This window comes from Mycolicibacterium llatzerense (assembly GCF_000878195.1).
Taxonomy (GTDB): Bacteria; Actinomycetota; Actinomycetes; order Mycobacteriales; family Mycobacteriaceae; genus Mycobacterium; species Mycobacterium llatzerense.
Genome location: NZ_JXST01000005.1, coordinates 103,458 through 124,202, shown reverse-complemented (window position 1 = coordinate 124,202; position 20,745 = coordinate 103,458). Strand labels below are relative to the sequence as shown.

The 20,745-nt window shown below is 68.3% G+C and carries 18 protein-coding genes and 1 pseudogene; 10 read left to right on the top strand and 9 right to left on the bottom strand.

The window, feature by feature from the left end:
• Nucleotides 1–152 precede the first annotated feature (152 nt).
• Nucleotides 153–713, top strand: a complete 561-nt coding sequence (locus TL10_RS05140; protein ID WP_043984770.1) for a PadR family transcriptional regulator — start codon at nucleotides 153–155, stop codon at nucleotides 711–713.
• Entirely contained in the window at nucleotides 710–2,737 is a 2,028-nt protein-coding gene (locus tag TL10_RS05135; RefSeq protein WP_043984769.1) for an NADPH-dependent 2,4-dienoyl-CoA reductase, read from the top strand. Before TL10_RS05140 ends, TL10_RS05135 begins: the two co-directional genes overlap by 4 nt.
• A 77-nt stretch (nucleotides 2,738–2,814) precedes the next feature.
• Here TL10_RS05135 and TL10_RS05130 read toward each other — a convergent pair whose 3' ends face one another.
• A complete protein-coding gene (locus tag TL10_RS05130; protein WP_338048636.1) occupies nucleotides 2,815–3,270 on the bottom strand; it encodes a DUF2231 domain-containing protein in 456 nt (151 codons plus the stop codon).
• A gap of 120 nt (nucleotides 3,271–3,390) precedes the next feature.
• Nucleotides 3,391–5,967 (bottom strand): bifunctional FO biosynthesis protein CofGH, encoded by a 2,577-nt coding sequence (locus tag TL10_RS05125; protein WP_043984767.1) that lies wholly within the window; start codon nucleotides 5,965–5,967, stop codon nucleotides 3,391–3,393.
• Between the two features lie 213 nt (nucleotides 5,968–6,180).
• Here TL10_RS05125 and TL10_RS29455 point away from each other — a divergent pair, with 213 nt between their 5' ends.
• Nucleotides 6,181–7,512: an ICP22 family protein gene (locus TL10_RS29455; protein ID WP_131630678.1), complete on the top strand. Its 1,332-nt coding sequence runs from the start codon at nucleotides 6,181–6,183 to the stop codon at nucleotides 7,510–7,512.
• Nucleotides 7,513–7,653: 141 nt separating this feature from the next.
• Here the strand turns inward: TL10_RS29455 and TL10_RS05115 are convergent, their stop codons facing one another.
• Nucleotides 7,654–8,106 carry a DUF6113 family protein gene (locus TL10_RS05115; protein ID WP_082067844.1) on the bottom strand — a complete coding sequence of 151 codons (453 nt, stop codon included), beginning with the start codon at nucleotides 8,104–8,106 and terminating at the stop codon, nucleotides 7,654–7,656.
• A gap of 90 nt (nucleotides 8,107–8,196) precedes the next feature.
• Nucleotides 8,197–9,075: an N-acetyl-1-D-myo-inositol-2-amino-2-deoxy-alpha-D-glucopyranoside deacetylase gene (gene mshB / locus TL10_RS05110; RefSeq protein ID WP_043984765.1), complete on the bottom strand. Its 879-nt coding sequence runs from the start codon at nucleotides 9,073–9,075 to the stop codon at nucleotides 8,197–8,199.
• A gap of 28 nt (nucleotides 9,076–9,103) precedes the next feature.
• On the opposite strand from mshB, the gene TL10_RS05105 reads away from it, so the two are divergent.
• Nucleotides 9,104–10,405 (top strand): chloride channel protein, encoded by a 1,302-nt coding sequence (locus TL10_RS05105; protein WP_043395559.1) that lies wholly within the window; start codon nucleotides 9,104–9,106, stop codon nucleotides 10,403–10,405.
• Here TL10_RS05105 and TL10_RS05100 read toward each other — a convergent pair.
• The gene (locus tag TL10_RS05100; RefSeq protein WP_043984834.1) at nucleotides 10,392–12,233 is read right to left on the bottom strand and encodes an ABC transporter family substrate-binding protein; all 1,842 of its coding nucleotides are present in this window, start codon (nucleotides 12,231–12,233) and stop codon (nucleotides 10,392–10,394) included. The two genes, TL10_RS05105 and TL10_RS05100, sit on opposite strands and share 14 nt — an antisense overlap.
• Nucleotides 12,234–12,360: 127 nt before the next feature.
• Between TL10_RS05100 and TL10_RS05095 the strand changes: the two genes are divergently transcribed.
• Nucleotides 12,361–13,215, top strand: a complete 855-nt coding sequence (locus TL10_RS05095; protein ID WP_043395562.1) for a hypothetical protein — start codon at nucleotides 12,361–12,363, stop codon at nucleotides 13,213–13,215.
• 52 nt (nucleotides 13,216–13,267) lie between these two features.
• Here the strand turns inward: TL10_RS05095 and typA are convergent, their stop codons facing one another.
• The gene (gene typA / locus TL10_RS05090; protein WP_043395565.1) at nucleotides 13,268–15,172 is read right to left on the bottom strand and encodes a translational GTPase TypA; all 1,905 of its coding nucleotides are present in this window, start codon (nucleotides 15,170–15,172) and stop codon (nucleotides 13,268–13,270) included.
• A 68-nt stretch (nucleotides 15,173–15,240) separates the two neighbouring features.
• On the opposite strand from typA, the gene TL10_RS30550 reads away from it, so the two are divergent.
• Together TL10_RS30550 and TL10_RS05085 are read left to right on the top strand one after the other, a co-directional pair.
• Entirely contained in the window at nucleotides 15,241–15,408 is a 168-nt protein-coding gene (locus TL10_RS30550) for a hypothetical protein (RefSeq protein ID WP_110767632.1), read from the top strand.
• Nucleotides 15,409–15,501: 93 nt separating this feature from the next.
• Nucleotides 15,502–15,774 carry a hypothetical protein gene (locus tag TL10_RS05085; protein ID WP_043395567.1) on the top strand — a complete coding sequence of 91 codons (273 nt, stop codon included), beginning with the start codon at nucleotides 15,502–15,504 and terminating at the stop codon, nucleotides 15,772–15,774.
• On the opposite strand, the gene TL10_RS05080 is transcribed toward TL10_RS05085, so the two are convergent.
• Together TL10_RS05080 and TL10_RS05075 are read right to left on the bottom strand one after the other, a co-directional pair.
• Complete coding sequence (locus TL10_RS05080) at nucleotides 15,768–16,154, bottom strand: (deoxy)nucleoside triphosphate pyrophosphohydrolase (protein WP_043984833.1); 387 nt, start codon at nucleotides 16,152–16,154, stop codon at nucleotides 15,768–15,770. The genes TL10_RS05085 and TL10_RS05080 overlap by 7 nt on opposite strands.
• Before the next feature lie 78 nt (nucleotides 16,155–16,232).
• The gene (locus tag TL10_RS05075) at nucleotides 16,233–17,087 is read right to left on the bottom strand and encodes an endonuclease domain-containing protein (RefSeq protein ID WP_043984832.1); all 855 of its coding nucleotides are present in this window, start codon (nucleotides 17,085–17,087) and stop codon (nucleotides 16,233–16,235) included.
• Between the two features lie 145 nt (nucleotides 17,088–17,232).
• Here TL10_RS05075 and TL10_RS05070 point away from each other — a divergent pair, with 145 nt between their 5' ends.
• Nucleotides 17,233–17,508 (top strand): 4a-hydroxytetrahydrobiopterin dehydratase, encoded by a 276-nt coding sequence (locus TL10_RS05070; protein ID WP_043395575.1) that lies wholly within the window; start codon nucleotides 17,233–17,235, stop codon nucleotides 17,506–17,508.
• A gap of 36 nt (nucleotides 17,509–17,544) precedes the next feature.
• Here the strand turns inward: TL10_RS05070 and TL10_RS05065 are convergent, their stop codons facing one another.
• On the bottom strand, nucleotides 17,545–18,726 hold the full coding sequence (locus tag TL10_RS05065; RefSeq protein ID WP_082067849.1) for a mannosyltransferase: 1,182 nt from the start codon (nucleotides 18,724–18,726) through the stop codon (nucleotides 17,545–17,547).
• 141 nt (nucleotides 18,727–18,867) lie between these two features.
• Between TL10_RS05065 and TL10_RS05060 the strand changes: the two genes are divergently transcribed.
• Nucleotides 18,868–19,647, top strand: coding sequence for a hypothetical protein (locus TL10_RS05060; RefSeq protein WP_338048631.1), 780 nt, complete (start codon nucleotides 18,868–18,870; stop codon nucleotides 19,645–19,647).
• 43 nt (nucleotides 19,648–19,690) lie between these two features.
• A pseudogene (locus tag TL10_RS05055) lies at nucleotides 19,691–20,708 on the top strand (Rv1157c family protein).
• Nucleotides 20,709–20,745: the final 37 nt, after the last annotated feature.

Sequence of the window (20,745 nt, the reverse complement as noted above, 5' to 3'; positions counted from 1 at the left end):
GTGACCTAACTTTGCGCGCCGGAGCGCGTGGTTACTGACACTAGCCGTTGCAGATACCTTCCGACTAGTTGCGACTCACGAGTTTTTACGCGTGTCATGTTCGGCTTTGCAATTTGTTGCATAGGACCGCCGGTAGCACCTACGCTCATGCCGTGGCCCTCCCCCACGCCATCCTCGTGGCGCTGTGCGAACAAGCCGGTTCCGGTTACGAACTGGCGAGCCGGTTCGACCGCTCGATCGGCTATTTCTGGGCGGCCACGCACCAGCAGATCTACAAGACGCTGCGCACCATGGATGACTGGGTCAGCGTCGAGGTCGTCGCACAGCATGGCCGGCCGGACAAGAAGGTCTACTCGGTGACCGACGCCGGCCGAGCCGAGCTGGAGCGCTGGATCGCCGAACCGCTCACCGGGCGCGGCAGTGCCGTGACCGACGCCCGCACCCGCGAACTCGCGGTGAAGCTGCGCGGCGCGGCTTACGGCTCGGCGGACAGCACCGCCGCACTGCACGAGCAGATTCAGGCCCTGCGCGCCGAACGCGCCGCGCTGCTCGACACCTACCTCGGCTACGAGAAACGTCAGTTCCCCGATCCGGCAGCGCTCACCGGCAGCGCGCTGCACCAGTACCTGGTGCTGCGCGGCGGTATCCGCGCCGAGCAGGGATCGGTGGACTGGTTGGACGAAGTTCTGCTGGCATTGAGAGGAAACCGATGACCGCGCCGCATGCAACGCCCTATCCGAACCTGTTGTCCCCGTTGGACCTTGGCTTCACCACGCTCCGCAACCGGGTGATCATGGGTTCGATGCACACGGGTCTGGAGGACCGCGCCCGCGACACCGGCAAGCTCGCCGAGTATTTCGCCGAGCGGGCCCGCGGCCGCGTCGGGCTGATCATCACCGGCGGCTATGCACCCAACCGGACCGGCTGGCTGTTGCCGTTCGCCGCCGAGATGTTGTCCTCGAGCGACGCCCGTCGGCACCGGAAGATCACCACGGCCGTGCATGCCGAGGGCGGCAAGATCCTGCTGCAGGTGCTGCACGCGGGACGCTATGCCTACCACCCACTTTCGGTCAGCGCCTCGTCGATCAAGGCTCCTATCAACCCGTTCCGGCCGCGGGCCCTGCGCGACGTAGAGGGCACCATCGACGACTTCGTGAAATGCGCGCTACTGGCCCGCGAGGCCGGGTACGACGGCGTCGAAATCATGGGCAGCGAGGGCTATCTGCTCAACCAGTTCCTGGCGCCGCGCACCAACAAGCGCACCGACGCCTGGGGCGGCACGCCCGAGAAGCGCCGCCGGTTCCCCGTCGAGATCGTCCGGCGCACCCGCGAGGCCGTCGGCCGCGACTTCATCATCTGCTACCGGCTGTCCATGGCCGACTACGTCGAGGACGGCCAGACCTGGGAGGAAATCCTCGCGCTGGCAACGGAAATCGAGGCTGCCGGGGCGACGATCATCAACACCGGGATCGGCTGGCACGAAGCACGGGTGCCGACCATCGTCACGTCGGTACCGAACAGCGCGTTCGCGGACATCAGCAATGCGGTGGCACAGCACGTCACCATTCCCGTGGTGGCCTCCAACCGGATCAACATGCCGCAGTCCGCCGAACAGATTCTGGCCGACGGTGCGGTGCAACTGATCTCGATGGCCCGTCCGCTCCTGAGCGACCCGGACTGGGTCCGCAAGGCCCAGCACGACGCGGCCGACGAGATCAACACCTGCATCGCCTGCAACCAGGCCTGCCTGGACCACGCGTTCGTGCACAAGACCGTGTCGTGCCTGCTGAATCCGCGAGCGGGGCACGAAACCACGTTGGTACTGGGCAAGACTCGGACCACCAAGCGGGTTGCGGTCGTCGGTGCCGGACCGGCCGGCCTGGCCGCCGCCGTCACCGCCGCCCAGCGCGGCCACGACGTGACGCTGTTCGAGGCCGGCGACCACATCGGCGGCCAATTCGATCTGGCCCGGCGGATTCCCGGAAAAGAGGAATTCAACGAAACCCTCCGTTACTACACCACGATGCTGTCCAAGCATCGCGTGAACGTGCGACTGGGCACCCGAGCTACGGCCTCCGATCTCGCGGAGTACGACGACGTCGTGCTCGCCACCGGTGTCGCGCCCCGCATGCCCGACATTCCGGGCATCGACCATCCGATGGTGCTGTCGTACGCCGAGGCGATCACCGGCGCACCCATCGGCAAGCGGGTGGCCGTGATCGGCGCCGGCGGAATCGGTTTCGACGTCAGCGAGTTCCTGACCGTCGACGAATCCCCCACCCTGAACCTCAAGGAGTGGCGAACCGAGTGGGGCATCGCCGACGGCGGCAACGCCCGCGGCGGCTTGGCCACCCCGATCCCGCTGCCACCGGCCCGCGAGGTGTACCTGCTGCAGCGCACCAAGGGCGCGCAGGGGCGCGGGCTCGGCAAGACCAGCGGCTGGGTGCACCGGGCCTCGGTCAAAGCCAAAGGCGTGCAGCAGCTTTCCGGGGTGAACTACGAGAAGATCGACGACGCCGGGCTGCACATCAGCTTCGGGCCGGACCGGTCCGGGGCACGCGTCCTCGAAGTCGACAACGTGGTGATCTGCGCCGGCCAGGAATCGGTGCGCGACCTGGAAGGCGCACTGCGCCAGGCCGGAATCGAGCCGCACATCATCGGCGGCGCCGCCGTGGCAGCCGAGCTGGACGCCAAGCGCGCGATCCGGCAGGGCACCGAACTGGCTGCGCGGCTGTAGTTTTCCCGCGAGCAGACGCAAAACTGTCGATCTCCCCGGAATTTCGACAGTTTTGCGTCTGCTCGCGAGTGGAACTACTACAGGCTGAATCCGCCCCAGACCGCACGCGCACCGGTGTGCCCGATCCGCACGATCTGGTAGATCGTCGCCACACCGACGACCACGGCCAGTACCGCCACCACGACACGGGCCAGCTTCTCCTTGTCCCCGAGCCGCGTGCCCCAACGGTGCAAGAAGGTCAGCGCCAACGACACCACCAGCAGGCCGATGACGAAAAAGATTGCGGTGTCGCCGAGTTCAGCGTGCTCACGCAGGACGGGACTCTTGGGTAGCTGGTGAATCAGCGCCTCGCCGGCCTCGATGGCGAATGGGGTCAGAATGACCGTCACCACGGACAGCGCCAGCGTCAGCCACACCAGCCGCTCCCGCGCGGCCGTCCACACTCCGCACAGGATTGTCAGGACGGCCGTCAGCGACGCGAGGACGACGATCGCGTGCACGAGCAACGGATGAGCGGGCAGTTCACCGATCATGTTCACGCATCACAGAGTGACACTCACCGCCCGCGAGCGCGCGCAGAATGCACGCGACACACCGCGAAAGCCCGTACCGACTCCCCCGCAAGCGGGAGGTGACCCCAGGCCGGCTCGGAGTTAGGCGGCCAGCGGCGAGTAGTCGGTGCTGCGCTGGCGGGCCGGGCGGCCGATGCCTTCGGCGATGGCGACCAGCTCGGCGACGGTCTTGGCGGACCCGTTCTCCGAACCCGCCATGCGGGAGATGGTCTCCTCCATCAGGGTGCCGCCGAGGTCGTTGGCGCCGCCCTGGAGCATCACCTGGGTGCGCTCGACCCCGAGCTTGACCCACGAGGTCTGGATGCTGGGGATCCTGCCGTGGAGCATGATCCGCGCCAGTGCGTGCACCGCGCGGTTGTCGCGGTGCGTCGGCCCCGGGCGCGCGCCACCGGCCAGATACAGCGGCGAGGACTGATGCACGAACGGCAGCGGCACGAACTCGGTGAAACCGCCTGTGCGGTCCTGGATTCCGCGCAATACATTCAGGTGCCCCACCCAGTGCTTCGGGGTGTCGACGTGCCCGTACATCATCGTCGACGACGACCGCAGACCCACTTCGTGCGCGGTGGTCACCACGTTGATCCACTCGGCGGTCGGCAGCTTGCCCTTGGTCAGCACCCAGCGGACTTCGTCGTCGAGAATCTCGGCGGCGGTGCCCGGGATGGTGTCGAGGCCGGCCTCGCGCAGCGACGTCAGCCACTCCCGCGTCGACATTCCACTGCGGGTCACGCCGTTGGCAATCTCCATGGGCGAGAAGGCATGCACGTGCATCGACGGCACGCGCTTCTTCACCGCACGAACGAGATCGGCGTACCCGGTGACGGGCAGCTCGGGGTCGATGCCGCCCTGCATGCAGACCTCGGTGGCCCCGGCGACGTGCGCCTCCCAGGCGCGGTCGGCCACCTCGTCGGTCGAGAGCGAGTAGGCGTCGGCGTCGCCCTTGCGCTGCGCGAAGGCGCAGAAGCGGCAACCGGTGTAGCAGATGTTGGTGAAGTTGATGTTCCGGTTGACGACGAATGTGACGTCGTCGCCCATGACATCCCGGCGCAGCGAATCTGCCAGCGCCGCAACAGCTTCCAGAGCCGGTCCGTCGGCCGTGGCCAGCGCCAGGTACTCGTCGTCGCTGCAGCCGCCCGGGTTGCGCTCCGCGGCACGCAGCGCGGCGAGCACGTCGGTGTCGATACGTTCCGGGGCGCGGGCCGCCAGCTCGGAGACCTTCTCCCGAATGGACTCCCAGTCGCCGAACGCGCTACCGAGGTCGCTGCGCGTCTCCGTCAGTCGACCCTCGGTGTCGATGGCGGTGTGCAGATCGGTGCGGCCCAACGACTCCGAGGCCTCGTCGGGTTCCTGCCACGGCATGCCGACGGGGTTGACGTCGCGCGCCCACCCGGTCTCCGGGTCCGCCAGGGCATCCACATGTCCACGCACGCGCGGGTCGATCCACGCCGCCCCGGCCTGCACGTACGACGGCTGCGCCGTCAGTCGCTGCACCAGGTCATAGCCGGCTTCAGCAGTGATGTCGGCCAGATCGTCCAGCGCCGGCCAAGGCCGTTCCGGGTTGACGTGGTCGGGGGTCAGCGGTGAGACGCCGCCCCAGTCGTCGACGCCGGCGCCGATCAGCGCCAGGCATTCTTCGCGGGACACCAGGTTCGGCGGCGCCTGGATCCGCATCTTGGGTCCGAGCACCAGGCGGGTCACCGCGATGGTGGCCAGGAAATCGTCGATCCCGGCGTCGGGCGTCGCGGCCATGGCGGTGTGATCCTTGGCCCGGAAGTTCTGCACGATGACTTCCTGCACGTGCCCGAATTCCTTGTGGGACTTGCGGATCGCGTGCATGGTCTCGGCCCGCTCGGTGAGGTTCTCACCGATACCGACCAACAAACCGGTCGTGAACGGGATGGACAGCCGGCCGGCGTCGTCGAGCGTGCGCAGCCGAACTGCCGGGTCCTTGTCGGGGCTGCCGTAGTGCGCCAGGCCCTTGGTCTCGAACAGGCGGCGCGACGTGGTCTCGAGCATCATGCCCATGGACGGCGCGACCGGCTTGAGCCGCGACAGTTCCGACCAGCTCATCACGCCGGGATTCAGGTGTGGCAGCAGTCCGGTTTCCTCAAGGACGCGAATCGCCATGGCGCGCACGTAATCGAGGGTGGAGTCATAGCCCCGTTCGTCGAGCCACTGCTTGGCTTCGTCCCACCGGTCCTCCGGGCGGTCACCCAGGGTGAAAAGCGCCTCCTGGCAACCCAACTCGGCGCCGCGGCGGGCCACGTCGAGAATCTCGTCGGGCTCCATGAACATACCCATGCCCTGTGCGCGCAGCTTGCCGGGCACCGTCACGAACGTGCAGTAATGGCAGGTGTCACGGCACAGGTGGGTGACGGGGATGAAGACCTTGCGCGAATACGACACCGGCAACCGGCCGTTCGCACCTCGCCGGCCCGCCGCTTCCAGCCCGGCGTCACGGACACGGGCGGCGCTGGCGCAGAGGTCGACGAGGTCGTCGCCGCGGGCCGTCATCGCGATCGCGGCCTCGTCCACATTGAGCGAAACACCGTCACGCGCGCGGCGCAGGACGCGGCGTAACGCGGACGATGACGGCGCGGCGAGCGGTGGGACCATGGGGAGAGGCAGGTCTGCGCCGTTCGGGGGGTTCAGAGCCACTTCCGTGTAACCCCGGTGGTGTCGGCGTTCATCCACGCGTCTCACATTCTGAAACCACTGCGCCCGGCATACCGGCCACAGTAGCGCCAGCTCGTCGGCGCGTCGCGGGCCCCATACCCCGACACATACAGCAAACGCGCAGACTACTGGAAGATTTTAGTGACGACCGCGTAAGTTCAGAGGGTCGGGACGCGATCGTTTCAAGGAGTCATGGTGTCCGTTTCAGTTCGTTCATATCTGGTGGCGGGCGCCGCCGCGGCGACCGCCACAGCTCTGGCGCTCACCCCGATTCAGGTCGTTCCCGCCGACGTCGCAGTCCCCGCGCACCCGACCACTGCCCAACCGCACCTGACCGAGGCCATGGTCAAGCTGCTGGCCGCAGCCAGCAATATGACCCCGCCGGCGCCGCCCAAGCTGCCCGCCGCGGGCGTCGTACCCAAGGTCGGTCCGAACCCGTTGGCCGCAGCGCCATTGGCCGCCGCGCCCGTCGTCGGCGCGCAGAACGCGGCCAGCGACTGGCTCATCAACGCGTACACCGGAATCCAGGCCTGGGTCGACTGGGGCGTCGACTACGCGACCGACCTTTTGTACTGGGCGGGGTGGTTCGTCCCGTTCTCGGGCGCGATCGCCGCGCAGACCGACATCTTCTACTACACGCTGATCAGGCCGATCTCCGACAACATCTTCTATCAGGCCGTCGTTCCGATCGTGAACGATCCGCTGAACCTGTTCGTATGGACCCAGGCCATCCGCAACGTGGTCCGGATGTCGATTCCGCCGGTCATAAACTTCGGCATCTCTGAGTTCAACTACTTCTTCGGCTGGCTCATCCCGCCGATTCCGCCGTTTCCGCCGATCGGCCCGCTCGCGGCCACGACGCCCACCCTCGAGTCGCTCGCCAAGTCCGTCCAGACCGCGCTGACCAGCCTGGCGGCCGGCTTCGCCCCGGCCAAGACCGCCGAGAAGACCGACCCGACGAGCAAGATCGCGCCAACCGCCGCGCAGACCGGGGCCCCCGCCGAGAAGCCGACCGAGAAGCCTGCGGAGACGCCGGCCAAGGTCGAGGACAAGGGCAAGGCCGACGAAAAGGGCACGCAGACGGAGGGCACCGAGGCCGGCCAGCCGACGGACCCGCAGGCCGGCGAACCGAAGGCCGACCCGAAGACAGAACCCAAGGCCGAGCCGAAGGCCGACCCGAAGACAGAGCCGAAGACCGACCCCAAGACGGACCTGAAGACAGAGCCCAAAACCGAGCCCAAGGCCGACCCGAAGCCGGGCGCTCCGGCCGCGGGCGACACCGACGGACCGGCTGCCCAGCAGCAGGACGAGGTCAAGGCGCCCAAGCCCGTCAAGACCCGCGGCAAGAAGACCGGTGACAAGACCGGGACCAAGAACGCCGGGGACAACCAGGCCGCGGGCGAAACCGGCACTACCGGAACGACGAAGCCCGGCAAGGGCACAAAGGGTGAGAAGGGCGCTGGGCAGTCGTCCAACGCCAACTCAGGCCAGCATGCGGGCTCGGAAGGCCACGCCGCCAAGGGCTGAACCTGCCGGGTTTCGCCGGCTACGCGCAGTGTCGGCTGCCCTTGCCACACGTTCGATCTGCGGCCGTCAGCTTTCCTTGAAGCGTCAGGGAAAGTTGACGGCGCTGGGCGAGAGTTGTGTAAAGAGACCGGATTCCGGCCGCTACCCCGGCATTTCAGCGCGCCGCCGGGCATGCCGCCACAGCACCACGCCGGGCGGCGTCGCCCCGAGTAGCAAGAAGATCAACGGCGACGCCTGCATGATCCCGCGGCCGCCGAACACGACGTCGTCGCCGGGCCCACCGAGCAGCAGAATCACCACGGTCGACAGCCAGACCCACATCGGGAGCGCGGCCAAGCGGGAGTTGGTCGTCCATTGCAGGCCAGCCCACACGAGGGCAGCGTTCACCAGTCCACTTATCAGTGCACTGATCGGGAACGGCACCGGGCCGAGGTAGAGCGGCAGAAACAGTGCACCGGCGATGGCCGACAAGGCGCCGTCGAGCGCGAGAACACCGAGGACGAAGGCGCGCATCCGACCGGGGTCGGTGCGCGGTGGAGCTGACGTCAGGTCGGGATGCTGTCGAGCAGCGAAACCAGCGAGCCGACGACCCACTGATAGTTGTCGCCAAGGCCCTGCAGGTGCTGCAAGTTGGGATCCAGATCCGAGTCCATGGCGGTCACCCTACTCCCCCCGATCCCGGTGTCACGCCAGGTTTATCCCGCTGAGTAGGTCAGTTTCCAAACCGCGGGCGTCACGTTCGCCCGGCGTGCCCTCCACCAAGACATAGTGTTCGCACGCCGTGATCGGCAGCGCGATGTTGTTGGACAGGGCGAACACCCGGCCACTCGGCTCGACCGTCACCTGAGTCTGGTGTGCGCGCATGGCCGCGACCTTGGCCGGCAGGGTCTCCGGGATATCGATGATGGCGTCGATGGGGTGATCGAGCACGAAATCCAGGGCACTCGCCGGAATCCGCACCCAGTCGTCGGGCAGTTCCATACTGTCCAGCGACGCCAGGCCCTCGGCCATCGTCTCGCCGTCCATCACGGTCCAGTAGAACTTCGGCACCTGCCACGGCTCCCCCGGATGTCCGTCGCCCGACGACGCGGCGACCGCGGCCGTCGTCACGCGGTGAGCCTGGATGTGGTCGGGGTGCCCGTAGCCGCCGTTGGGGTCGTAGGTGACGACGACGTGCGGGCGGAAGTCCCGCAGCACGGCCACCAGCTCAGCGACGGCCTCGTCCATGTCGGCGTCCGCGAAGCGGGTCCGGTGCCGCGCCGGGCTGCCGGCCATCCCGGAGTCCCGCCAACGGCCTGCCCCACCCAGGTACCGAGGATGGCCGACGCCCAATTCCTTGAGCGCCGAGGACAATTCGACGATGCGGTAGCCGCCCAACTGGTCGGCTCCGTCGGCCGCCAACTGCGCCCACTGCGAACCGATGACCTCGCCCTCTTCACCCAGCGTGCAGGTGAGCACCCGCACGTCGGCGCCGCGGGCCGTGTAGTGCGCGATGGTCGCTCCGGTAGTCAGTGTCTCGTCGTCCGGATGGGCGTGGACGAACAGCAGCCGTGGGGTCTCCATATCCCCCAGGCTGGCATACATTCTCCGGGTGACGCGACGTGCGCTCGAGTTCGGCAGTGCGGTGCTGCTCACCGGCCTGCTCGCCGGGGTCGCGGGTGCACTGACGGTCTCGCTGCTGCACGCCGTCGAACATCTCGCCTACCACTATTCGTACGGTCTCCTGCTCGACGGCATCGGCGCCAGCTCGCCGGTTCGGCGCGCGCTGGCACCGGCGATCGGCGGGGCGCTGGCCGGACTCGGCTGGTGGCTTCTGCGGCGGCGATATGGGACGCCGTCGCTGTCGGCGACCATCGCCGGGAAGAAGCCGATGCAGCATCTGCCGATGGCGGCCGACGCGGCGTTGCAGGCCCTGGTGGTCGGCTCGGGTGCCTCATTGGGCCGGGAAACGGCGCCGCGCCAATTGGCGGCCGTCCTGAGCAGTTACGGGACGACCTGGCTGGGGCGCCTCACCGCGTCGACCATGGGGACGCTGACCGCCCGCGACCGCGAGATCCTGCTCTCCTGCGCGGCGGGCGCCGGCCTGGGCGCTGTGTACAGCGTGCCGCTGGGCGGCGCGTTCTTCGCCGCCCGCGTCATGATGGGCACCTGGCACCCCAAGGTCGTCGGCACGGCCCTCATCACGTCGAGCCTGGCGGTCGCGGTGTCGCACCCGGTCACCCATTTCGAACGCGACCTCACCTGGCCGGAACCGGCACTGTCGTACCAATTCACCATGCTGGCGTTGGCCATCGCACCGCTTGCGGTGGTGATCGGCCTGGCCTTCAACCGGCTGATGGCGCTCGCCGGCCCGAAGCCGCAGCTGACCTCCTGGGTGCTCGTCCCGGGTGTCGCGCTGGCCGGGCTGATCACCGGTATCTGCTCGATCTACCGTCCCGAACTGCCCGGGAACGGCCGCAGCGTGCTGATCGTCAGCGTCGACGCCCAGCTGAGCCTCGCCGCCGCAGCGGTTCTCCTGGTGCTCAAACCCCTGCTCACCGCGCTGTACCTGCGGGTCGGCGCGGTCGGCGGCATGATCACCCCGGCACTGGCCACCGGCGCGGCCGCGGGCACCGTCGCCACGTTCGCCCTCAATGGCCTGGCGGACGCGCACCTGCACGTGCCCGCGGTGGCCCTCACGTGCGCGGCGGGTGTCCTCGCGATCACCCAACGGGCACCGGCATTCGCGGCGCTGTTCGTCTGGGAGCTGGCCCATCCACCGGTGTGGCTGCTGCTGGTTTTCGCAGTGGCCGCGTACTCGTCGCACGGCATCCGGCTGCTACGGGAACAGTCGGCGGCCCGGACGAAGGCTCCCGAGCCGAAACCGACTCAGGAACAGCTCAAGGAACCTTGACCCACTTGCCGGCGTCGCCCACGATCCCGACCGGGACCGCGCCGGTGAGGCTGACGTTCTGCACCGTCGGCCCGGCCGCGACGATCGTGGTGTCCTGCAGGATCGGCAGCACCGTCTCCATCGCCCAGAGCTTGGGCTCCAGCTCATTGAGGACGTCGGCAATCTTCTCGGTGCCGGCAAGAGCCGCGTCGATCTTGGGTTGGATCGCGTGGTCGCAGATGCCGGTCAAGTTACTGGGAGCCTGCACCAGCTGATCGCCGCCGAGCGGCTTGGGCAGCGGAATGGTCGGTGCAGTCGATGTCACCGAAGGCGTCGGTGGCTGCGGCGCAACGGTTTTGGAGGTCGACGTCGGCTGCGGAGTCGGTGCCGGGGTCGTCGCGGTCGACACCGCCGTCGCGTCCAAACCCGGGCAGCCGTAGCGCGATGCCAGCACCGTCGCCAGGTCGCCGCCGGCGTGCCGCCAGCCGACGATCGCGTCGACACGCTCGAGCCCGTCCGCGTACAGCGCCACGGGATCCATGGCCAGCACCGTGGCCTCGATCCCGACACTGCGCAGTTGGTCGGCGGCCGTGTTCGCCACCGCGACCGAGGTCGGGTCGTTGGCGGCGACGCCGATGGCCAGCCCCAGCGGCGTGCCGTCCTTGACCAGCCGATCGTGGCCCGGCGGCGGTGGCGTGCCGGGCAGCGACGGCGGTGCGACGGCGGACTCGACGTTGTACCCGGCCTGGTGCAGCAGGTCCATCGCGGCGTTGCGGTCCAGTGCCGGCGGCGCCGTCGGCACATAGCCGGGGTCGGACGGCGTCCGCACCTGCGCCTGCGCCAGCGTGACGGTGTTGTCACTGCCCGCGCCGACGGCCGCCAGCAGGCCGACATCGAGCAGACCCAGCAGCGCCTTGCGGACCTGGGTGTCGGTCAGTCCCGGTCGCTGCGCGCGCAGCGTCAGCTGCATGACCCGCGGGGTGACGATCCGCGCGGTGCGCACGCCCGGAATGGCCGCGAGTTGCGCGAACGTCGCCTGCCCGCCGTGCACCTGAGCTACCTGGGTGTCCCGGTTACGAATCGAATCAGCAAGGGCCGCAGGCGATCCCCCGCGCCGGAACAGCACCTGGTCGGGCACCGACGGCACGCTCCAGTAGCGGTCGTTGCGCGCCAGCAGGATTTCGTCGCGCTGCGGATCGATGCTCTCGACCCGGAACTGGCCGCCGGTGACCGGCATGGCCCGGGCGAGGCCGGCGCCGAAACCACCTGGCACGTCCTTGACGATGTGCGCGGGCAGGATGTTGTTGAACAGTTCCCGCCAGGCCGGGTACGGCCGGGCGAAGGTCACGACGGCCGTCTTGCCGCCGTCGACGGACTGGACGCCGGTCACCAGGTCGTAGCCGGCCGGGTCGACGACGCCGGGCTGGCTGACCATCTGCCGCCACTGGTACCAGTAGTCGTCGGCGGCGATGGGCGCGTTGTCGGTCCACTGCGCCTCGGGGCGGATCTTGTACGTGACGGTGAACGGGCTCTGGTTGGTCACCTCGGCCGACAACAGCAACGACGGGTCGAGTTCCCAGCGCGATCCCGACGGCGACGCCGGATCGGCGATGGGCCGGAACGAGCTCGGCAGGACCAGCGCGGAGATCGCTGCATTGACCGGCGACTGATCGGATTGCAGATGCGGGTTGAACCCGGGGCCGATCCAGTCGATGGCCATGATGATCTGGCTCATCTTGGGCGGCGGTGGGACGATGGTCTTGGTCGTCTCCGTGCTGCGCGGAGCGGGCGGTGGGCTGACGGTGCAGCCGGCCAGCGCCAGAACCGACACCAGTGCGCCTGTCGTCATCAGCTGGCGGCGGGCGGTCGGCACGCCGTTCAGGGTATCCGCAGGGTAGGGCCGAACCACCAGCCGATGCCCCCGCGGCAAATCCCTGTCGCTCCGCTCGCCGCCGATGTAGTCCACAATCAGCGGTATGGGCCTGCTGCCGAAGCCGTACACCCCGCTTTCCGATGCCGACGTCGCCGATGCCCTGAGCCGCGCGGTCGCGGTGATCAACCCGCTGCTCAATGTGCTGTCGCAGGCCGATCCCATCGGGCTGCGCAAGCGCACGCACCGGTTACTGCGTCCGCCCCGCGGATTGAGCGACCGGGTCCGTCGGCTGCGGCTGCGGTTCCGGCGCGCTCAGGCCGGTCGCAACCCCAGTGCCACGGACTTCGCCATGAATGCCGGCGCCCAGCTGATGAACGCCGCCGACCTCCCCGGCACCGCCGCGTGGGGCCGGCTGAGCCGCGACGAGCGCATCCACTGGTGGGTGCACCGCGTCGGCGCCTTGAACACGCTGCTGGTGGCCACGCCGGGGGCCTTCGGCTGGCTGGCCCGGGTGCTGCCGGTGAGCGAACTGGCCGGGTTCGTCAACGACGCCATCGTGTTGTGCGCGGTGGCTCGCGAATACGACGTCACCGATCAACGTGAGCAGGTGCGCCTGCTGGCCGAGGTGTTGTGCGGGCGGCAACTGCCGGAAGACTTCGACGTACCGGCACAGGAGCCCGCGCCGCTGCCCGAAGCACCGCCGCCGGGCTGGAAGCCGCTGGAGGCCATCACGTCGTCGATGCCGGTGGTGGTCGTGCGGACGGTCTGGCAGCTGGCCGGGATCCTGCGCGCGACGTTCGACGAGATCGCCAAGCGGCCGCAGCCGACGAAGTGGTGGCAACGCTTGAGCGCGCTGCCGTGGGTCGGTGCGGTCTCGACGTATTTCGGTGAGCGTGGCGCGCTGATCAAAGCAGCCCAGGACGGCGTGGCCTGGCTCGAACGCCGAACGGCCAGTTAGCGCACGCGTTTTCGTGATTTGCGTGTACTAACCGGCCGTTGAGCGTCGTTCGTTAGTTGTTGCGAGCCTTCTCGCGGGACTTGGCCCGGGCCCGCAGGCTGGCGGTCAGCTCGACCTTGCGCACGCGCACGATCTCGGGGGTGACCTCGACGCACTCGTCCTCGGCGCAGAACTCCATGGCCTGTTCCAGGCCGAGCTCCAGCGGCCGCGCCAGCGTCTCCATCACGTCTGCGGTCGAGCTGCGCATGTTCGTCAGCTTCTTCTCGCGGGTGACGTTGATGTCGAGGTCCTCGGCGCGCGGGTTGATGCCCACGACCTGGCCCTCGTAGGTGTCCTGGCCGGGCTCGACGAAGAACTGACCGCGGTCGGCCAGCTGGATCATCGCAAACGGGGTCACCGAGCCGGTGCGGTCGGAGACCAGCGAACCGGTGTGCCGGGCGCGGATCTCGCCGGCCCACGGGCGGTAGCCGTCGAACACAGCGTTGGCGATGCCGGTGCCGCGCGTCAGGGTCAGGAAGTCGGTGCGGAAGCCGATCAGGCCACGCGACGGCACGATGAAGTCCATGCGGACCCACCCGGCAGCGTGGTTGGTCATCTCTTCCATGCGGCCCTTGCGGGCGGCCATCAGCTGAGTGATGGCGCCGACGAACTCCTCAGGACAGTCGATGGTCATGGCCTCGAACGGCTCGTGCAGCTTGCCGTCGACCTGGCGGGTGACCACCTGCGGCTTGCCGACGGTCATCTCGAAGCCTTCGCGGCGCATCTGCTCGACCAGCACGGCCAGCGCCAGCTCACCACGGCCCTGGACCTCCCAGGCATCCGGGCGGCCGATGTCGACGACCTTGATGGACACGTTACCGACCAGCTCGGAATCCAAGCGGGACTTGACCATTCGCGCCGTCAGCTTGTGACCGGAGACCTTGCCCGCCAGCGGCGAGCTGTTGGTGCCGATGGTCACCGAGATGGCGGGCTCGTCAACGGTGATGCGAGGCAGCGCGTGCGCATGGTCCACGTCGGCCAGGGTGTCGCCGATCATGATCTCCGGCATGCCCGCGACGGCCACGATGTCGCCGGCGACGGCTTCCGCTGTCGCGGTGCGTTCCACGCCCTCGGTGACCAGCAGCTCGGTGATCTTGGCGTTGGTGATCACCGGATGGCCGTCGACCTCGCGCATCCAGGCCACCTGTTGGCCCTTCTTGATCTTGCCGTTGTAGATACGGACCAGCGCCAGACGACCCAGAAAGGCCGAGGCGTCAAGGTTGGTGACCAGGGCCTGCAGCGGGGCTTCGGGGTTGCCGGCTGGCGGCGGGATGTGCTCGAGCAGCACGTCGAACAGCGGATCGAGGTTCTCGCCGTCGGGGTTTTCGCCGTTGGCGGGCTGCGTGGTCGAGGCGATACCGGCCCGGCCCGACGCGTACAGCGTCGGCAGGTCCAGTGCCTTCTCGGCGGCAGCCTGGGCTTCCTCGTCCAGGTCGGAAGCGACGTCGAGCAGCAGGTCGTGGCTCTCTTCGACGACCTCGGCGATGCGGGCGTCGGGCCGGTCGGTCTTGTTGACCACCAGCAGCACCGGAAGGTGGGCGGCCAGCGCCTTGCGCAGCACGAAACGGGTCTGCGGCAGCGGGCCTTCGGAGGCGTCGACCAGCAGCACGACACCGTCCACCATGGACAGGCCGCGCTCGACCTCACCACCGAAGTCGGCGTGGCCCGGGGTGTCGATGACGTTGATCACCGTCATGGTCCCGTCCGCGTGGTGCCGGTGCACCGCGGTGTTCTTGGCCAGGATGGTGATGCCCTTTTCCTTCTCCAGGTCACCGGAGTCCATCAGTCGCTCGACAGCGTCGTCGCCGCGGTGCGTCAGGGCGCCGGACTGCCGCAGCATGGCGTCGACGAGCGTCGTCTTGCCGTGGTCGACGTGCGCGACGATGGCAACATTGCGGAATTTGGGCTGCTCACTCACGTCAGAGATTGTCGCAGCGAGGGGGTCGGTTTGCGAAACTGCGGGCGGCCTGGCAAAACTGCTAGTCGATGAAGGCCAGCAAGCTAGCCGGGGCTAAACCGAAGAAGAAGTGCTGCCGCAGCAAGCCCCGGTGCAAACGGTGTCCGCTGGTGCTGCACAAGGTCCAGAAAGCGGCGCACCACGGGATCCACGGCAAGGATCTCGAGAAGGTTTACAAGCGCGCCCGCAAGGCTTGATATATAGCGATTGACCTGCCTCTTTATTCGCATCGCGCGTACCGTGGAAGCGTCTCGTCAGTTCCAGGGAACGAGCGCGAGGAGGTCGTCGTCATGACAATCTACGAAGTGCTGACCGGTGTCGTCGGATTCGTTCTGGCACTCGGCGCAACGGCCGCGATATTCGCTGGTTTGGCCAATTGGGCAGGCGGATTCTTCGTGGTGAGGTGTGCTGCGTGTCACCATTTGACGTTCTCCACGGTGAACAAGCCGAAGACCGACTGCCCGCATTGCAAGTACCCGGCGCTGCTACATCCGCTCTACACCGCGCAGCACGGCAGCGCGATGGCGTCGACGCGCGTCGTCGGCGACAAGCTGCACTACTGAGCCAGCGCGACCTTCAGTTCTGCGAGCCACGCCCGGTCCGCCGGCACCCAGGGCAGCTCGTCGAGTTCGTCGGTGCCCACCCAGCGCACGGCGTGATGATCGTGGGCGTGGGGCGCGTCGTTGGTCGACACCCGGTACGCCCGCAACGTGACGGTGTCGGACAACGGCACGTCCTCGCCCAGCTTCTTCCCGACCGTCACCTCGACGCCGAGTTCTTCCTGGAGCTCGCGGGCCAGCGCCTGCTCGTCGCTCTCCCCCGGCGCCACCTTCCCACCGGGCAGCTCCCAGAGGCCCGCCAGTTCCGGCGGCCGATTGCGCTGAGCGACCAACAGTTTGGCGTCGGCGATGAGCGCACCTGCGACGACGATCACGTCGGTCAGGCTACTTGCTCGTCGAGCGTGGGGGTTTACGCGGAAATCCGGCAAGAATTCCTCGTAAACCCCCACGCTCGCCGGGGCTCAGACCGGGCAGCCTCTGGCACGTAGCTTCGCGCGCACCCTCGCAACCAGCTTTTCGGGTTCACCCAACATCGTGGCGCTGACCCTGATGACGACCCATCCCATCGCTTCCAAGATCGCGATGCGCTCGATGTCCCAAGCCCGCTGGCGGCTGTCGTTCCAGTGCTGCACGCCGTCGTACTCGACCGCCACTTTCCACTGGCGCCAGCCTATGTCGACCCGGAGGAAGGCCTCGCCGTACTCGTCGTAGAACCGGATCTGCGTCTCGGGAATCGGGAGCCCGCCGGCCACCAGCGCCAACCGCAGCCGGGATTCCTGCGGCGACTCCGCACCACCGTCCACCAAGGCCAACGTGGACTCCGCCTGCCGTACCCCGCGGATGCCTCGATTCGCCGCGACCAACGGTTCAATGTCGATGACTTTCAGGTCGGTTGCGTTCATGAGCGCATCGACGATCGGCACGGCCCGTCCGGGCGGCAGCAGTCGCATGAGGTCAAACGCGGTGCGGGCTGCCGTGGTTACCGGGATGCCCCGTCGCATGCAGATATCTTGTGGCGCAAGGGCATACGAATACGACGTCAGCCCCTTCGGGCAGTGACGATCTGGGCGGACCACCACCGCGGGCGAATCGGCGCCGAGCCACTTCGTGCCGTGCATTGCCGCCGCCGACACCCCGGCCAACACCGCATCCGGACCGGCGAACAGCCAACCGGCACGCGCCTTGAGCTCTGCCGTCATGGCAACGCCCTTGGCCAGGTACACGTTGCGATAAACCATGCGATAGCGGCTACGCAGGTGGTGCTCGGTTAGAACGCCGGCGCGTAACGCCTGCGAACCGAGGATAAGTGGGTCCATGGTGCCCACCCTCGGCCGGACATCCGACAATTCAGTGCCGCATTCCGGGCTTATCCACAGGCCAGACCGTCGAGCGTGGGGGTTTACGCGAGAATTCGGCAGGAATTCCTCGTAATCCCCCACGATCGCCGCAACAATGGGCCCCATGGCCGTCCTCACCGATGAACAAGTAGACGCCGCACTGCCCGGGGGCTGGGAACGAGCCGACGGCGCACTACGCAGGTCCGTGAAATTCCCGACGTTCCTCGACGGCATCGATGCCGTGCGCCGGGTGGCGATCCACGCCGAAGCCAAGGACCATCACCCGGACATCGATATTCGTTGGCGGACAGTCACTTTCGTTCTGGTCACGCATTCAGAGGGCGGCATCACCGACAAAGACGTGGCGATGGCCGAGGACATCAACGGACTCGTCGTCTAGGCCGGATTTGCCGCACTACTCAACGCGGCTCGTGCCTCACCGCTTGATCGTCGCGCGCCGGGCCATCCACGCCAGCGTCACGAGCGTCATCACCGGGTAGATCAGCCCCGCCCACGCCAGGTACCACGGGCGGCTGATCACCCAGATCGTCGGCTGCGCGAAGCTCAGCAGCCACGGCACCCCGACCAGTAGCAGCACCAGCCAGGTCCAGCGCAACGCCCGCGCGCTGGCCAGCGCCGCGAACGGCCCGTGCCACAGCCACATCATCAGCGGGATCAGCCACACCCAGTGGTGGGTCCACGAGATCGGCGAGAAGAGCAGCCCGAACAACTGCACCACCAGCAGCGCACCCAGCCGGTCGGGCCGATCGGGACCGTAGACGGCGCGCCAGGCGAACACTGCGAGTACGGCCGTCAGTACCACCGCGATCACCACCGCCGGCTCGAAACCGGCGTCGTGCCCGACGATTCGCGAGATCGCGCCGCGCCAGGACTGGTTGAACGACGTCGCGACGGGGCCGATGCGATTGGCGTCGCCCAGCAGATCGGTGAAGTAGTAGAGCGCCTGACCGCGCAGCACCAACCACGACACCAGCACGGTGCCGGCGAACGTCACGGCCGCGAACACCGCCACGCCCCAACGCCGGACGCCCACGAAGTACAGGCCCGTCACCGCGGGCGTCAGCTTCACTCCGGCCGCCACGCCGACCAGCAGACCGGACCACCACCAGCGGGTGCTGTAGACCGCATAGAGCGCGCCCAGCACGAGGATGACGTTGATCTGCCCGTAGTCGAAGGTGCTGCGCAGCGGCTCGGTCCAGATGCCGACGGCCGTCCACGCCATGGCCAGCCGGTGCGCGGGATCGCCTAACCCGATGAGCCGCAAGCTGATCCACACCACGCCGTACAGCGCACCGATGATCCCCACTTGCCAGCAGAACGCCAGCAAATCGAACGGCACGAAGTGCAGCGGATAGAACAGCACAGCGGCGAACGGCGGATAGGTGAACGGCAGCGGGAAGTCCGGCGTCTGGTCGGCGTAGACGTAGTCGTACAGCGGATGGCCGCTGCCGAGCGTCGCCGCGCCGCCGACGTAGACGTGGAGGTCGACGAAGTTGGCCCCGTTGGGCACGAGGTAGGTCCAGGCGAAGCGCGCAGCGACGCTGAGCGCCAGCATCAGTGGCGCCCAGCGCAGGACTGATCGCGTGGCGGTGTTTATCGCACGACTGTAACGGTCGGTCTCCCTTCGCCTTCGGGTCAGTAACGGATCTATAAATGCCACACGTGTCACTTGAGTAACACCAGTAACGGCATACCTTCGGTACTGACGCGCCACACCTGTACCGGGAGGACCCCTCACATGCGCAACCGCACCACTGGAAAACTGTTGGCCACCAGCATGATTGCCGCCGCCGGCGCAGTCCCGGTGGCGATCGCGCTGAGCGCTGTCGCCGCCGCCGACCCGGCCCCCGCGGCCCCAGCACCCGTCGTGCCCGGCACGCCGCTGGTGAATGAACTCGCCCAGGCTCCGGTCCAGGCGCTGTCGGGGGTCACGCAGGCCCTGACGTCCGGCGCGCCGGCTGCTCCCGCCGCCACCGCGTCGGTGACCCTGCCGCAGAACCTGGTCCCCGCCGCCACCGCTCCGGCAGCCGCTGCACCCGCAGCTGCCGCCCCGGCCCAGGGCATCATCCCGTCGGCCAACATCAACCTGCCGCAGATTCCGGGCTCGCCGGTGCCGCTGCCGAAGCAGATCGCCTTCCCGGGTGACCTGACCTCGCTGCTGCCGGCCGGTCTGCCGCTGGCGAACCTGCTGCCGCAAACGGCTGCCGCCGCTCCGGTTGCCGCTGCGACGACCGCCACCTCACCGCTGGCCGCGGCCACCGCACCGCTCGCGGCCGCAGCGGCACCGCTGACAGCTCCGCTCGCCGCTGCTGCTCCGGCTGCCGCAGCTCCGCTGGCCGCCGCTACGGCTCCGCTCGCCGCGCCGTTGGCTGCCGCTCCGGCTGCTGCGTCTCCGCTGGCCACCGCACCCGCCGCAGTGGCGGCTGCCGCACCCGCGGCGCAGGCCATCCCGGGCGTCGTGCCCGGGATCATGAGCCTGACCAGCCTCGCGCCGGTCATCACCTCCGGCTTGCCGTGATCCGCACCGTAACCAGATAACCGATACGAAACCGGGGAGAGACATGCAATCGAGGAAGCTGTTCATCGCGCTTGGCGCATCCGTCGCACTCACGATCAGCGCGGCCACAGTCGCTCACGCTGATCCGACGTCGCCACTGCCGTTGCCGCTGCCCATCGATGGCCTCCAGGCTCCTGGCCTGCCGGCCATGCAGACTCTCGCCCCGGTGATCCAGCAGGCCGCCGCTGATCCGGCGGGCGCCGCGGAGCTGCTCATGGCAGCAGCCCGGGCGTTCGCCGGCAGCCAGGCCGCACCGTCGGATTCGAAGAATCTGGCCAACGCCGTGAACCAGTTCGCGGCCGCACCGGAAGCCCCGCACGTGCCGGCCCCCGGCGCGGTGCCGGGCGTCGAGGCCCACCTGCCTGCCGGCGTCGACCCGGTGCACGCCGTCGGTCCGGTGGCAGAAGCTGCTCCGGCCCCGGCCCCTGAAGCTGCACCGGCGCCTGCCGCTGCTCCGGCTCCGGCCCCCGCGCCGGCTCCTGCTCCTGCTCCTGCTCCTGAAGCCGCTCCGGCATCTGCACCCGTCACCCAGGCCGCGGCGACGGTCCCGGCTCCCGAAGCCGCACCTGCTGCGGCACCCGCAGCAGCGCCGGCTCCGGCCGGGGCGTTCGGACCGGGCACGCCGATCACGCAGGACTTCATGTACCCGTCAATCAGCAATGGCTGCCAGGCCGACGGCGGCAACGTCCTCGGGACGGCCATCACCGTGGCCGGCCCCGCTAAGATTCCGACCCCGGGCCCCCGGCCAGACCGCCTACGTGTTCACCGCGGTCGGCACGCCCGGCCCGGCGGCCGAGCAGAAGCTGCCGCTGAACGTCACCTGGGTCAACCTGACCACCGGCAAGTCGGGCAGCGCGACCCTCAAGCCGCAGGCCGATATCAACCCGCAGGGGCCGACGACGCTGACCGCCATCGTCGACACCGGCTCGGGCAGCATCATGTCGACGATCTTCGGTCAGGTGACGACGACCGAGAAGCAGTGCCAGTTCATGCCCACCATCGGTTCCTCGGTGGTGCCGTAAACCCTCGCCCGACATGTCGAGACGACGCCCACGGGGC

Bases quoted from the DNA above. Each gene is read 5' to 3' on its own strand.
- TL10_RS05135 (WP_043984769.1), top strand. From the start codon at position 710: ATGACCGCGCCGCATGCAACGCCCTATCCGAACCTGTTGTCCCCGTTG.
- TL10_RS05130 (WP_338048636.1), bottom strand. From the start codon at position 3,270: ATGATCGGTGAACTGCCCGCTCATCCGTTGCTCGTGCACGCGATCGTC.
- mshB (WP_043984765.1), bottom strand. From the start codon at position 9,075: ATGGAGACCCCACGGCTGCTGTTCGTCCACGCCCATCCGGACGACGAG.
- TL10_RS05100 (WP_043984834.1), bottom strand. From the start codon at position 12,233: ATGACGACAGGCGCACTGGTGTCGGTTCTGGCGCTGGCCGGCTGCACC.
- TL10_RS05095 (WP_043395562.1), top strand. From the start codon at position 12,361: ATGGGCCTGCTGCCGAAGCCGTACACCCCGCTTTCCGATGCCGACGTC.
- TL10_RS30550 (WP_110767632.1), top strand. From the start codon at position 15,241: ATGAAGGCCAGCAAGCTAGCCGGGGCTAAACCGAAGAAGAAGTGCTGC.
- TL10_RS05085 (WP_043395567.1), top strand. From the start codon at position 15,502: ATGACAATCTACGAAGTGCTGACCGGTGTCGTCGGATTCGTTCTGGCA.
- TL10_RS05075 (WP_043984832.1), bottom strand. From the start codon at position 17,087: ATGGACCCACTTATCCTCGGTTCGCAGGCGTTACGCGCCGGCGTTCTA.
- TL10_RS05070 (WP_043395575.1), top strand. From the start codon at position 17,233: ATGGCCGTCCTCACCGATGAACAAGTAGACGCCGCACTGCCCGGGGGC.
- TL10_RS05060 (WP_338048631.1), top strand. From the start codon at position 18,868: ATGCGCAACCGCACCACTGGAAAACTGTTGGCCACCAGCATGATTGCC.